Origin of the sequence: Ruegeria sp. EL01 (genome assembly GCF_900313035.1) — a bacterium.
GTDB lineage: Bacteria > Pseudomonadota > Alphaproteobacteria > Rhodobacterales > Rhodobacteraceae > Ruegeria.
Genome location: NZ_OMPS01000041.1, coordinates 24,139 through 37,398 on the forward strand (window position 1 = coordinate 24,139; position 13,260 = coordinate 37,398).

General features: G+C 55.4%; 13 protein-coding genes and 2 pseudogenes. 10 read left to right on the top strand and 5 right to left on the bottom strand.

Features of this window, described 5'->3' with window-relative positions:
• The first annotated feature begins 34 nt into the window (after nucleotides 1-34).
• Nucleotides 35-1,123 carry a serine hydrolase gene (locus tag D9K61_RS16055; RefSeq protein ID WP_120634213.1) on the top strand — a complete coding sequence of 363 codons (1,089 nt, stop codon included), beginning with the start codon at nucleotides 35-37 and terminating at the stop codon, nucleotides 1,121-1,123.
• A gap of 145 nt (nucleotides 1,124-1,268) precedes the next feature.
• On the opposite strand, the gene D9K61_RS16060 is transcribed toward D9K61_RS16055, so the two are convergent.
• Nucleotides 1,269-2,201 carry a LysR family transcriptional regulator gene (locus D9K61_RS16060; RefSeq protein WP_120634214.1) on the bottom strand — a complete coding sequence of 311 codons (933 nt, stop codon included), beginning with the start codon at nucleotides 2,199-2,201 and terminating at the stop codon, nucleotides 1,269-1,271.
• Nucleotides 2,202-2,364: 163 nt separating this feature from the next.
• Here D9K61_RS16060 and D9K61_RS16065 point away from each other — a divergent pair, with 163 nt between their 5' ends.
• From D9K61_RS16065 to D9K61_RS16090, 6 genes and pseudogenes are all read left to right on the top strand, one after another.
• Entirely contained in the window at nucleotides 2,365-3,660 is a 1,296-nt protein-coding gene (locus D9K61_RS16065) for a sulfatase-like hydrolase/transferase (protein ID WP_254055816.1), read from the top strand.
• Between the two features lie 27 nt (nucleotides 3,661-3,687).
• Nucleotides 3,688-4,926 carry an ABC transporter substrate-binding protein gene (locus D9K61_RS16070; protein ID WP_120634216.1) on the top strand — a complete coding sequence of 413 codons (1,239 nt, stop codon included), beginning with the start codon at nucleotides 3,688-3,690 and terminating at the stop codon, nucleotides 4,924-4,926.
• A 64-nt stretch (nucleotides 4,927-4,990) separates the two neighbouring features.
• Complete coding sequence (locus D9K61_RS16075; RefSeq protein ID WP_120634217.1) at nucleotides 4,991-6,025, top strand: carbohydrate ABC transporter permease; 1,035 nt, start codon at nucleotides 4,991-4,993, stop codon at nucleotides 6,023-6,025.
• Nucleotides 6,026-6,068: 43 nt separating this feature from the next.
• A pseudogene (locus tag D9K61_RS16080) lies at nucleotides 6,069-6,917 on the top strand (carbohydrate ABC transporter permease).
• Between the two features lie 67 nt (nucleotides 6,918-6,984).
• Nucleotides 6,985-7,185 carry a hypothetical protein gene (locus tag D9K61_RS16085; protein ID WP_120634218.1) on the top strand — a complete coding sequence of 67 codons (201 nt, stop codon included), beginning with the start codon at nucleotides 6,985-6,987 and terminating at the stop codon, nucleotides 7,183-7,185.
• A 20-nt stretch (nucleotides 7,186-7,205) separates the two neighbouring features.
• Nucleotides 7,206-7,535 carry a Nif11-like leader peptide family RiPP precursor gene (locus D9K61_RS16090; RefSeq protein ID WP_120634219.1) on the top strand — a complete coding sequence of 110 codons (330 nt, stop codon included), beginning with the start codon at nucleotides 7,206-7,208 and terminating at the stop codon, nucleotides 7,533-7,535.
• A 24-nt stretch (nucleotides 7,536-7,559) separates the two neighbouring features.
• On the opposite strand, the pseudogene D9K61_RS27600 reads toward D9K61_RS16090, so the two are convergent.
• Nucleotides 7,560-7,743 (bottom strand): annotated as a pseudogene (locus D9K61_RS27600) (IS6 family transposase); the annotation flags it as partial.
• 268 nt (nucleotides 7,744-8,011) lie between these two features.
• On the opposite strand from D9K61_RS27600, the gene D9K61_RS16095 reads away from it, so the two are divergent.
• The 3 genes from D9K61_RS16095 (at nucleotide 8,012) to D9K61_RS16105 (ending at nucleotide 11,274) form a co-directional block, all read left to right on the top strand.
• Complete coding sequence (locus D9K61_RS16095; RefSeq protein WP_162946935.1) at nucleotides 8,012-8,344, top strand: Nif11-like leader peptide family RiPP precursor; 333 nt, start codon at nucleotides 8,012-8,014, stop codon at nucleotides 8,342-8,344.
• A 197-nt stretch (nucleotides 8,345-8,541) separates the two neighbouring features.
• The gene (locus D9K61_RS16100) at nucleotides 8,542-9,798 is read left to right on the top strand and encodes an FAD-binding oxidoreductase (RefSeq protein WP_162946936.1); all 1,257 of its coding nucleotides are present in this window, start codon (nucleotides 8,542-8,544) and stop codon (nucleotides 9,796-9,798) included.
• Nucleotides 9,799-9,822: 24 nt separating this feature from the next.
• Nucleotides 9,823-11,274: an NAD(P)/FAD-dependent oxidoreductase gene (locus D9K61_RS16105; RefSeq protein WP_120634222.1), complete on the top strand. Its 1,452-nt coding sequence runs from the start codon at nucleotides 9,823-9,825 to the stop codon at nucleotides 11,272-11,274.
• Between the two features lie 170 nt (nucleotides 11,275-11,444).
• Here the strand turns inward: D9K61_RS16105 and D9K61_RS16110 are convergent, their stop codons facing one another.
• The 3 genes from D9K61_RS16110 to D9K61_RS16115 all read right to left on the bottom strand — a co-directional run bounded on the left by D9K61_RS16110 (nucleotide 11,445) and on the right by D9K61_RS16115 (nucleotide 13,086).
• Nucleotides 11,445-11,774 (bottom strand): Nif11-like leader peptide family RiPP precursor, encoded by a 330-nt coding sequence (locus tag D9K61_RS16110; protein WP_120634223.1) that lies wholly within the window; start codon nucleotides 11,772-11,774, stop codon nucleotides 11,445-11,447.
• Nucleotides 11,775-11,894: 120 nt separating this feature from the next.
• Nucleotides 11,895-12,053 carry a hypothetical protein gene (locus D9K61_RS27335; RefSeq protein WP_216825825.1) on the bottom strand — a complete coding sequence of 53 codons (159 nt, stop codon included), beginning with the start codon at nucleotides 12,051-12,053 and terminating at the stop codon, nucleotides 11,895-11,897.
• Nucleotides 12,054-12,126: 73 nt separating this feature from the next.
• On the bottom strand, nucleotides 12,127-13,086 hold the full coding sequence (locus D9K61_RS16115; RefSeq protein WP_162946937.1) for a pyridoxal-phosphate dependent enzyme: 960 nt from the start codon (nucleotides 13,084-13,086) through the stop codon (nucleotides 12,127-12,129).
• Between the last annotated feature and the right edge of the window lie 174 nt (nucleotides 13,087-13,260).

The following is a 13,260-nucleotide window of genomic DNA, read 5'->3' on the forward strand; positions in this document are numbered from 1 at the left end:
TATCCCGAACGCCGATTACAGAGTTGAGGCAGCTATGAAAAAAATTGGACTCCTGGTATCCCTGTTGTTTTCGTTTTCCACCGCGCTTCCGGCACAAGTCGTCACCAAAGGCAAGGTTGCTGATCTGGCCGAGCACAGTTTTTCTTCTGTGGTCGCAAGCTACGATATTCCGGGCCTCGTCGTTGGTGTCACCATGCGAGGCGAACACTACTTCTACGCAACAGGCCTTGCATCGCGCGAAGAAAACATAGCCGCAACGCCCGATACTATCTTCGAACTCGGCTCCGTCAGCAAAATCTTCAACGTCAGCCTTGCCGCGCTCGCCGAGCAACGAGGAAAATTGGAACTTGGTTCAGCGGTGTCCGACCGGGTCGCCGAACTGCGAGAGAGCGCATTTGACGACATCCGTCTGATGGACTTGGCCACGCACACGACCGGAGGATTACCGCTTCAGGTACCGACAACGGTGCAAGATGTTCCTGACCTGATCGACTGGCTGGCTGACTGGCAGCCTCAGCAAGAGGGCACTCGCAGCTATTCGAATATTGGTATCGGGCTTCTTGGCCATATCACCTCTGATGCCCTTGGGATGAGCTATTCGGAAGCAACTGAACAGGTCCTGTTTCCGGCCATGGGACTTGAAAGCACATCGGTGGATGTCCCGGAAGGGGCGATGGATCGATATGCATTCGGCTATGATCGAAAGACCAATGAGCCGATACGGGTCAATCCGGGTGTGTTGGATGCCGAAGCCTATGGCTTAAAGTCGACGGCGCGGGACATGCTCCGTCTTCTAGATCTGGAACTGGGCCACACAGGGGGTTCTTCAGAACTGTCGGCTGCTCTGGAGAGGACGCGGCAAGGACAGACCAAAACGCCCTATTATGTGCAGGGTATGATCTGGGAACAATATCCCTGGCCTGTCAGTCTCAAACAAATGGAAAAGGGGGCTGAATACAACTTCGTCCCAAGAACAAAACCCGTGGAGCGGTTTGATCCACCTATACCACCGCAACGGGACGTCATTCTGAACAAGACGGGATCGACCAACGGGTTTGGTGCCTATGTGGCGCTTCTACCCGGCGAAGATCTTGGAATTGTGGTTCTGGCCAATCGCAACTAACCACACAAGGCCCGAGTTGGCGCCACCTATGATTTGATCCAAAAGCTGTTGTCGGACGACGACTAGCCGATCAACATGACTATTCAGCATTTGCGTGCATGAGAAAACCCCTGCCCTCAGGATCCGAGTTGAAGGCACACATGACCTAATTTTCAAACTCAGCTTTCAAACGGTCCAAGAAGAACTTGAAAGGTGAGACGTTCATCAGGCTCTTCCGATACAAAACCCTCGTCTCATAATGCAATAGAGGCCCGACATTCTTGATCGGAGAGAGTGGGTTTGCCCGGCCGATTGCCAACAGCGGTTCAGCGATCCAGGTGATGTAAGGGCCATACGATACCGTCTGAATGATGGCTTCCAAGGACGCAGAGACCACGGCGATGTCAGGAGTACCTCCTGCAATATCATTCATCTGACTATTGATCGCGGCGAGATTTTCCCGGTCTTCACCGTACATTGCCCAAGGATACTTAAGGAGCTGGGTAGGCGAAAGGTTTGGATCAGAATGAATTGGGTGATCCGTGCTTGCTGCAGCAACAATCACGACGTCTGGTCCGTGCAGGGTGCCAATAAAAGGGGGAACGTCGCCAACGGCCTTTGAACTGATCGTGGCAACGTCAAGCTCGCCATCAATGAGGCGTGCATAGATGCTGTACCCGGTCCCAACTGCCAACTCGGCGCGAAATCCGGTGAATTTTCTTTGGAGCTTCGCAATCACCGGTGGCAAGACCTGATGCGCCCAGAATGGCATTGCGCCGACCCGGATCGTCCCACGTTGACCGCCGCTAAATGCGTTCAGTTCGGCCGAGGCGTAGTGAAGCTCTCTCTCCACCGCCTTTGTATGTGACAACAACAGCTTGCCACTGGGTGTAAGCGACACACCCAAAGGATGCCGGTCGAAAAGCCGCAAGGAGAGGTTTTCCTCTAGCGCTTTGATCGATCGTGTCAGCGATGAGGGGGTCAAGCCGATCTGGCGCGCGGCTTCAGTGATGGAACCCGCTTCTGCCGTTGCCAAAAACCGATGCAACAGGTGCAAATTTTCCATCAGTGTTGCGGTTTGCGCAATGCTTTTTGCCATATTCGCAATTTATCGCAACGCCGCTCATATGCAACGGTTTCGTAAACTGCACGCCCGTTAGGGCGCAGTAATGAAATTGGAGGGCACATTCATCGAACATCGTCGTCGTAGTCTCTGACACATTCCGGCTTGATCACTTTCCGGGCTTAACACGAAAAAGATCATTGCCCCGAATCTTGAGGCATTTGCCAAACGCTCTCAGGTCTTCTCAGAATGCCGACTGGGATCCTTCCCCACGGTGCCTGCCCGCGCCGATATAGCAACGGGCAAATTTGCCTTTACTTTCACCGGTTGGTCAGCGCTGCCACAGGAAGAAAAGACCATGGCGGCCTATATGAACGATTTAGGCTACCTGACCTGCGGTGTGGCCGATAATCCGTTTCTTCTGCGCAATGGTTACGGCTATGATCGCGGGTTTCAGGACTTTTTCTGGATCAAAGGCCAACGCGGCGGCGCCGAAGGTGTTGATACGAAATCAACATGGACATCGGAAAGCGATCGCTGTGCGCCACAAACCTTCAGCACCGCGATTGACTGGATTGAGCGCCACCAGGACGAAAAGTTCTTTCTCTATGTCGAACCTTGGGACCCACATGAGCCATGGGACGCACCGGACCATTACGTCAAACAGTATCTGCCAGACTATGAGGGCGAGAAGGTCTTTCCGGCGTATTGGGATGTTGGTGATGCGGGTGTAACCGAGCGCGATTTGGAGGTCGCCCATGCCGGATACCGCGCAGAGATTACCGTGGTGGACCAGTGGTTCGGCAAGCTGATTGACCGGCTAGATAGTCTTGACCTGATGAAAGACACTACCGTTCTGTTTGCGTCTGATCATGGATTCTACTTTGGCGAGCATGGCATTTTCGGCAAGCGTCGCTTCCTGTGGGATAAGAAAATTCCCCAGAACCAACAGCGGATCGGGACCGCGGGACAAACAGGGTATTACTATTCCTGCCCGCTTCATCAGGAACTGACGAGGGTTCCGTTTGTGATGCATCATCCCAGGCTGGAGCCTCGCCAACACGATTGCCTACTGTCGTTGTGCGATCTCCTTCCCACTATGGTTGAGCTTGGGGGCGGGACACCGCCCGATGACATTCATGGCAAATCGCTCGTCCCTGTCCTTGAGGGCAATACGCAACAGCATCGCGATATAGTCGTCTCTGCCGATGCGGATGCGCACATGATGCGCGATATCTCGAAGGCGGTGGATGATGTCCCAAGGCTGATCCTTGAAACATGCCCGTCCACGATCTGCTACGGCGAGTGGGAGTTCATTTATGCCCGCGAGGGTGATCCGCATGCATTGTACCATCGTTTCAATGACCCAGACCACAAGCACGACCTCGCCAAAGATCACCCAGAAATCGTCGCGCGGCTTCACGCGAAATACGTCGACTGGATGGATCAGCACGGTGTTCCAGAAGCAAGCAAGGCTGTCCGCAGACGGCTCTGAGCAACGAGACCAACAGGGAGAGAAGACATGAAACAAACAATGAAGACATCGCTTTATGCAGGCGCACTGGTTCTATTGGGATCGGTTGCCCATGCCGGCTGCGGCGTCACCTCGGGCAACGTCAACATCTTGGGAAATGATTTTCCAGCTCTTCAAGCCGTCGCAGATGAGGCGATTGCGTGTGCACATGATGGCATGAAGGTTGAAGCGAACCTGACAACCGAGCATCGGGAAATCATGTCCCCGGCATTGACGGCAAACCCCGCGGAATACAACGCCGTGTTTATCGCCAATTCGCAACTTATGCCGCTTTTGGCGAAAGGGTTGATCCGTCCTTTGGATGATCTGGTTGCCAAGCACGGTCAAAACCTCGCTCCCAATCAGTTGATCCGTGTGGATGGCAAGATCGTCTCTGTCGCGTTTATGGCAAACGCACAGCATCTGTTTTATCGCAAGGACATCCTGGATCAGGTAGGTGCCCGGCCCCCGGAATCCTATGAAGACGTGCTGGCTGTCGCAGAGAAAATCCGCGCGGCGGGCAAAATGGAACACCCCGTAGCGCTGAACACCAAAGTTGGATGGAACTTGGCTGAAGAGTTCATCAATATGTATCTCGGTCACGACACCCCCATGTTCAAAGCGGGCACGGCCGAACCTGCGATTAACAACGACGCTGGCGTGTCAACGCTAAACACGCTGAAGGCACTGACCGGGTATTCCAACCCAGACTATCTGACGTTTGATTCCAATACGACACAGGCACTTTGGGAAAGCGGCGATTTGGCTTTGGCCACTATGTGGGGCTCACGCGGCACGGCCATTCTGGATGACGAAGGATCTAACGCGGCCGTCGTGTCCAGCACCATTCAGAGTGGTGCGCCTACCGTTGCAGGTGGAAGCAAGCCCGCCACTTCGCTCTGGTGGAATGGTTTCTCGATTGCCACCAACACATCTGACGAAGATGCTGAGGCTGCTTTTGTCGCGATGGTCAACGGCATCTCCACCGATATGGTGAAGGCCAATAACGACAAAGCCGCTTGGTTGATCGAAGGCTATGAGCCCAACGTAGCGACCGCAGGGATCGTCGCAAGCATGGAAGCCGGAGCGTCCCCTTACCCGATGCTGCCCTATATGGGCGTCATGCACACCGCGCTTGGTGGCGAATTGGTCGATTTCTTGCAAGGCAATGAGTCCGCCAAACAGACCCTTTCAGACATAGAAGCAGCCTATACGACCGCAGCGCGGGAGAAAGGCTTTCTGGAATAAGGCCTACTGCCGGGGATGGGGGCTTCGGCCCCCATCTTCTCAAACCGAAAACGAAGGGGCCCTTATGCCCGACAAAGCATTCTTCTCGTTCATGGCTCCGTCGCTTCTGGCGATGATCCTCTTCATCGCGCTTCCGATTGGCTCGGTCTTTCTCCAATCGCTCTTTGTTGAGCATTCTCAGGTCATGAAAACGGTCGAGACCTGCAGTCCGTTTGGTGGATGCACCGATGAGACCATTGTCGACGCAGAGGCCACACAAGCACTGGCTCAGGCACAGCCGTTGGGGCGCTTTAACGGGTTGGGCACCTATACAGACCGAAATCACCTTGCCTTTGATGACCTTGGACGCGCAAGGCGCGAAGCAGACACATTTGGTGAGTTTCTATCTGCAATCATGAACCTGCGGTTCTACCGTGCGTTGGTGTTCACCATTGCGTTTACTGCAATTGTAACGCCTTTCGTCCTTGCTCTTGGATTGGTCATTGCCCTTGCCGTGAACATGTTGCCCAGAATGACGAAGGGGCCAGCGATCTTTGTGTCACTCTTGCCAATGATCGTGACGCCGCTCGTAGGTTCCCTCATCCTTGCCTGGATAGTTGACGCTGAGGGTATACTTGGGGCCACTCTGCAAACGCTGTTTAAAGACCCTGATCTTTCGCTCAAAGCGTCGCCAACGTTGACTTGGATCATGCTGTTTATCTACGGCATATGGCATGCCACCCCGTTCAGCTTCATTGTCTTCTATGCCGGGTTGCAAACCGTTCCCCGGGACACACTCGAAGCCGCTATGATCGACGGAGCATCACGTGCCCAACGGATCCGGTATGTCGTCGTTCCGCATCTCATGCCACTTGTCACGTTTGTCTTGCTTATCCAACTGATGGACAACTTCCGGGTCTTTGAACCGATTGTCGGATTTTCGGCGGATGCAAACGCAACCTCGCTCAGCTGGATTATCTACAATGACCTGAGGGGAGGCGAGACGACTTTGTTCGGCTCAGCGGCTGCAACCTCGTTTCTGACCCTTGTTGGCGTGATCATATTGCTGATCCCGGTTCTTATACGAACCTGGCGCGATCACAACAGTAAGCCCGCTTAGGAGATCGCGCGTGTCCGCTGCCTCACAACAACATCCCATCAGCATGAAATTCGCGGCGTTTGGCCTGGTCCTGTTTTGGCTGATGCTAGCAGGCGGTCCGTTTCTTTGGACGGTCTGGGGGTCGTTCAAAGTCCAAGGGGATTTCTTCTCGAAGTCCGATTGGACAAATGCAATCTATGGTATTCGCACAACAATCGAGACCGGCGGCCCCTTTACTGGGCAAGGATATTCTGGCGCATGGATTGAACAGGAGTTCTGGCGCGCGACGCTCAACACATTCATCGTTGTCTTATGCACCGTGACTATTTCGCTGACATTTGGCACCCTGGGTGGATACGCTTTAGCCAGATCCGGCCGTCGCTAGGCGTTCTGGATTTTGATGGCTGCGTTGGCGTTTCGAGCCATGCCGCATATCACACTCGTCTCGGGTTACCTTTATCCGTTTTTCCAGTGGAACCTTTGGGGTCACCTGCCAACGACGATTATCGTTTTGGTTGCGATCAACCAGCCATTCACCCTTTGGATGTTGCACGCATTCTTCCTGGGCATCCCGCGCGACATTGATGAAAGCGCGCTGATCGATGGCTGTTCGCGGTTTCAGGCATTTCGATATGTGATCATACCAGTGATGTGGCCGGGCGTTGTGACAACTGGGCTCTTTTCGTTCCTTCTCGCTTACAATGATTTTACCGTCGCAGCGATGCTTCTGAGCCAAGAAAACCAGACGATGGTGCCAAAGATTGCAAGCTTTCTTGGCACCACGCAGGTCGAAGGAAACGTGATGTTTGCTGTCTCGGCCGTTGTTTCGGCGATCATACCGTTGTTTTTCCTGACACTCTTCTTCCAACGGCAACTGGTTAGCGGATTAACTGCAGGCGCGGTGAAGGGTTAAAACTGTTGATATTTGCGCCTGATCATCTCGATCGGGATCGGACAACCAAAGCTTTTGACCAGTGACTATGATCGACCAATCACCGGCTAATCTGCCCACCACGTGTGCTGGCAGTACTTTTTTCTGTTCACCTCAACCGGTGCTTGATTTTTTGTCGCTTGTTCTGCACAACTATCGTGACACTGGCCTGCGCGCCATCTTGGCCGGTGTTCGAGAAAACGGCCGCCTATTAACAATACCGATTTCTGGATTGGAAATGGTGGCATAGATATAATTGGGAGGTTTAGCATGAGTGTTGAAGACCTGAAGGAATATGCACGCCGTTGCGCCGCAGATCCTGATTTGCGTGCCAAGGCCAAGGAAATTGGTGCCACTGACCTGGACGGCCAGATCACACATGCGGCATCCATGGGGCTGACTTGGACCAAGGAAGATATGTCTGCCTACCAAGAAGAGATCCAGGCCGATGGCGAGCTTGGCGAAGATGACCTGGAAAAAGTTGCTGGCGGCGTCGTGACGACCACCGCAGCAGCAGCGGCAGCAGTTGTTTCCGCAGCCGCCGCAGTGGTTGGGACAGCGACTGCAGTCACCACGACAACAAGCGGCAGCGGCTGGTAACAGATTGGCGCGCCTTCGGGGCGAGCGCTGTATGCAGGACGCAAAATGGGGGCTGAGTCGGTTTTCATCCAGAGACGGATTGTTTCACGGCTGACGATCCCGCCCCACGCTCTGCTTGCAGTTTCCCGACGCCCACCGTGTTGGGATTGCACCGATGATCGGCCCAGATGGCGTAGGCGATTAATTCGCGAGGGAAACGGAAGCCCATCAGGCGCGGCTTAGTTGTCAGTTTGATCGTGGCCGCCAGATATCTGAACGGTCAACGTGAGTAATCTGGCAATGCCAAACAGGCGTACAGACAGACAGTTTTTGTATTCGCCTCGGCCGTTGCTTGATTTTTTTGCCGCTTGTTCTCCACAACTATAGCGGCACTGGCGCGCGCGCCATCTGGCCGGTGTTCGGGAAAGCTGTGGTCTATGAACAGTGCAAACTTCGAGGTTCGGTATGGTGGCGTTGAGATCGCTTGGAGGTTTAGCATGAGTGTTGAAGACCTGAAGGAATATGCACGTCGTTGCGCCGCAGATCCTGAATTGCGCGCCAAGGCCAAGGAAATCGGCGCTACTGATCTGGAAGGCCAGATCGCACATGCCGCATCCATGGGTCTGACTTGGACCAAAGAAGACATGATCGCCTTCCAGGAAGAACTACAAGCCGATGGAGAGCTTGGCGAAGATGATCTGGAAAAAGTTGCCGGTGGTGTTGTAACTACCACCGCAGCAGCGGCGGCGGTAGCTGTGTCCGCAGCCTCTGCCGCGGTGGTCGCGACTGCGGCTGCAGTCACCAGCACAACTTCAGGCAGTGGCTGGTGATAACTTGGCGCAGCCCTCGGGACTTGCGAAATTTCAACGCGACCCTCTGGGCAAATGGCCGGAGGGTATTTTGTTGAGCGACAGCGGAACGTCCCAGCATTGGAATGTGCCCCGGATCGGATCGCGCGACCCAAATCAGTCTGGCAAAATGCGGCCTTTCAGGTGCGCTCGGTCAGGCATCAACAAAAAGACCCATTATGCCGCTCACTGACTACGGAAAACTATATCTTTCACCGCTTGAGCCATCTCTGCGGGCGCCTCAGTCTACTGCAGAAGCCATCACGCAGTGGCGTGAGGAACTCTCTCGTGGACACCGGCTGCGCGTACGAGGCAGCGGTCATAGTCTGAGCGGTGCAAGCCTGCCCAGAAGAGGCGAAACACTGTTTCTGACGCATGGCCTTGACCAGTTTGAGGTCGTGGAACCCGACTTGCTGCGGGTCGGGTGCGGTGCCATCATGTGGGATATCCGCGATTTTGCAGCCGCTCATGGAGCGAGCTTGCCGGTTTTCAATGGTGGGTGGGCTGGCCCGACGTTGGGTGGCTATGTCAACGCGGGAGGCATGGGGTTGCGTGTGCCGCCGACCACCCGAGAGGCAGCGGCGCGCGGAGAGTCCAATGACGGCTATGTCTCAATCTCGGAAACGCATGGCGGCTTTTGGGCCCATGTCGAGGCGCTCACTCTGGTCGATGGTCGCGGTGAACTGCGTAAGTTGACCCCAGAAGACCCTGACTTTTGTTGGGTATTTGCTGCAATGGGGCAATTTGGTTTGGTCCTGGATGTCACCCTTCGACTGAAGGCCATTCCGGGCGTCACCAATCAATTTGCGGTTGGTCAATCGGGTAAAATTCCGGTCACCAATCCGCTCAACCCATCCGAAACAAACGACCTACCGGGACCGGATGGCATCGACTGGCTTTATTGGTTCTCGGCCATGGTTCCGGTCGACGAAGAAGATCGGTTCTGGGCGCTGATCGGAGATTGGGCAAACCGGCACTCCGCCACGCTTGAACCCAGTGGCGGTTGGGTCGGGCCATCTCTGCATGGAAAGCCCATCGGCTTCCGGTATCTTGTCAAACGGCGTGCCCCGGTGCCTCCACTGCTGTATCCAAGGGACGAAGATTTTGTCCTGATGGGAGTCATGGCTCTCTGCCGTGGCATCGGCAAGCCAGAGGTGGAGTCCGCGCTGGTCGAAGCCGAGCAGGACTTTGTTTCATCCATTGTTGACGAAGGCGGTCGCCTTTACGTGCAGGCTGAGAATCTGAGCCGGTCACTGGATTATGCGGACTATTACGACGCAGAGACTTGGACGATGTTTTGTGCTTTGAAGAAGAAATATGATCCGCAAAGCCTTGTTAACATCGGAGAGCTGCAGCGATCGAAAGAGACGGAGCCTGTAACCGTTGCTCAGATTCGCAGACTTGCGGCTGCCACGCAGCGTGTTTTGAATACATAGCCCAGTTCGGCCTGGGAGGCGAAAATGGACGAAGCGGAAACAGCAGATGTTGCGGTGATTGGCGGCGGCCCGGCAGGATCGGTGCTGGCAGGTCTGTGCGCCAAGGCTGGCCTGTCCACCGTCCTTCTCGAAAGAGAGACCGGGCCGCGCTACCGCATCGGTGAATCACTGTTGCCAGCCACGCTGCGGCAGGTTTTGCCCCTGATCGGTGCACAGGACGCCGTCGATGCCGAAACCTATACCGTGAAGCGGGGTGCCACATTCTCGTGGGGCGCTGACAAACAGGACATCTGGACCCTCGCCTTCGGCCCCGACCAAGCCGATGATCCCCCTCTTGCCCTCAACGTTGATCGCGCAAGTTTTGACGAAATCCTCCTGTCCAGTGCGCAGAATTGCGGCGCGACTCTGCTCAGAGGGTATGACGCAATTTCCGTCGGTGACGGCGACGCACAGCAAGGTCGCAGCGTGACCTATTTCCACCGCCAGAGCGCGAGGCAAAATGCCTTGCACGCAAGATTTGTTGTGAACGCCACCGGACAAATGCGCCTGAACATCCCGGAATTGGACGCGCGCGAACATTCGCACTTTTTTCGTAAGGTGGCGGTTTGGGGATACTGGACAGGCGGAGGGCGACTTGACGCCCCTCTGGATGGGAACGTCTTTTTCGAGACCCTGGAAACCGAACATGGGACGGCCTGGGTTTGGTACATTCCCCTGCGGGACGGATTGACCAGCGTGGGCGTGGTCGCCCCGCGCGACTGCCTGACCAAGCTGCGTGTGGATCCCCGGGCGGGTTTGGCAAATTGGCTTGCGACCTGCCCACGGACAACCAAGCTTCTGTGTAACGCCACACCCGCAGAGCATGCGCCCTACGATCAGGTGAGTCTGTGCGCGGACTACTCGTATGCATCCAACGCATTCAGCGCGCCGGGTATCGTGCAGATCGGTGATGCCGCCTGTTTCGTAGACGTGCTTCTGTCGTCAGGCGTGCATCTGGCAACCTATGGAGCACTCTTGGCAGCCCGGTCGATTAAGGCGGCTCTTTCCGGTGCGATACCGGAAGATGTTGCCATGGCCGAATACGAGAGTCGCCTGCGACAAGAATTTTCTGTGTTCTACGCAGGGCTATCGGGTCTTTACGATATGGAGAAGCGGTCACAGGATTATGTCGGCTGGCTGCGCGCCTTGTTACAAAACAGCAACGGGGTGCTCATGGAACGGGGACAGACATTGGACAATCCCGGTGGGCTGAATGTTGGTGGCGCGTCTTGTTCCGACGCAGAGCTGCACGCACAGGCTCAGAGAAACCTGACCATGATGCGTGGGTACAATTCCTATCAATTGACCTATGACGGTCCGCCAAAGGCGACGCCAATTGCCGCCCTGCCCGCGATCCACAACTTGTTGGCAATCGATGAGTATGGCGAATGGATCATGCCGGCGCATAAACGCACACCCGCCCCCCCTACTGTCTAAAAAGGAACCTGCACTTCCCCTGGCTGGGTCATTGCGAAGGCACACAATTTGGCTTCGAGTCCCTAATAGCGACGGATTGCATTCTTCAACCTGAGGTGGATTCACTGCTCAAGTCAGAACAAAAAAAGGGGCGGATGTGCTCCGCCCCTTCCAACTGTCTGTCAACCAGTTTACCAACCGCTACCGGTTGAGGCTGACGTTACTGCGGCGGCGGTGCCGACAACGGCTGCCGCTGCGCCGACAACGGCTGCTGCAGCCGCGGCCGTGGTGGTTACAACACCACCGGCAACTTTTTCCAGATCATCTTCGCCAAGCTCGCCATCGGCTTGGAGCTCCTCCTGGAAGGCGGCCATGTCTTCCTTGGTCCAATTCAGGCCCATGGATGTGGCATGCTCAATCTGGCCATCCAGATTGGTTGCGCCAATCTCTTTCGCCTTGGCCCGCAAATCGGCGTCGCTTGCACAGCGGCGTGCATATTCCTTCAGGTCTTCGACACTCATTGCATTGTCCCTTCTCACGTTTCGCCATGGGTCAAATCAATGTCGGGTCCGTGATTGGACGCACAACCAAACCAAATGGCCTTGTTATTCTTCACACGATAAAAGTGTACCGAGGACCCATCAAAAATCAAGCGCCGTAATTTGAAAGTCGAGTTTTTTTGCCTGAGTTGTCGAACGTGCGACGAAGGTTGTCGCCTGCTTCATGGTGTGGCAAACCTGAAAACGCAGGCAGCCTTGGTTTGGGTCGGGCGCGATAGCATCTGATTTGCCGACTGGCATTGATCTAACCAGGTGGGCCAAATCCCGCCTGAGAGAACCAACTATCGCGACTGGACCAAGTCACCGGTTGTACTTAACCGGAGGCCACAGATGGACCTTCGGTCACGAGAGTGACCACATTGGCCCCTCGGTCGAGCGCGGCACAAGTACGCAGAACTGAATCCGAAAGGACTTCCTGCAACCCTGCGTAGGCAGCCGCCCCGGACGGTTGGGTGAAGACCTGGGATGTTGCATGGGACAATCGAAGATCATTCATTGCTTTGAGGGCTGCGAGGTCGGAAATGGCCATGGCACCAAAAAGCCTGTCACGCAGGAGGTCCCAAGCCACGTTGGACGGTGTCTCGCAGGCGAGACACGCCATCGAGGTCGTGGCCCCTTCGGCAACGCTTCTGAGTTCCCCGGCCTCCAAACTGGCGGCAACAGGCGCCACGTGAAGCGGTTCGACGGTGATAATGCGAGGCATCTGCGCACCCAGTCTTGTGGCAAACCGCGCCACTACGCCGGCCGCTAATGAACCGACACCCGCTGGCACCAAGACATGTGTGGGTGGCGATGGCAATTGTTCGAGGATTTCATCCACGATCCGTCCATAGCCAAAGAGCGTCAGATAGGGGATTTCCTCACATCCGGGGCGACCTGTGTCGGAAAATTCTACGGCACCAGTCTTCTGGGCGTCTTCGGCTGCAGCTGCTATCGCCCGGTCATAGCCGCCCTCGACCGCCACAGTTCGCGCGCCAAACTGCGTGATCCGATCAAAGTTTTCTTGTGGCACGGATGCAGGCATAAAGACGGTCGCGGCAACACCCAGACGTTGCGCGGCCCATGCAACAGCGCGACCATGGTTGCCATCGGATGCGCAGACGAACCTATCCGCGTTTGCCAGGTCCGGCTTTGCGGCCAGTACCCCAAGAACACCGAGCGCCTTGAAGCAGGACAGGCCCTCACCTGCAAAGCGTTTGCCTTCATTCTTGATCCAGCATGTTACATGTCCGTCGGTGTTGTGCTTATCTGCGATTAAAGGGGTTTGCGTCATGGCAGGATTCTTTGCGATGGCCGAAAGGATTCTGTCGGATTGCGCGGCAAACACCGTTCCGGGGTGCGCGGGTGACCAATGAGCGTTCCGAAGGTAGGCTTTTGAAGAACCGATTTGCACAGCTGCGCGCTCCTAAAGGAATGTTTGAAAATTCTTCTAGCTGTCATTTGGGGG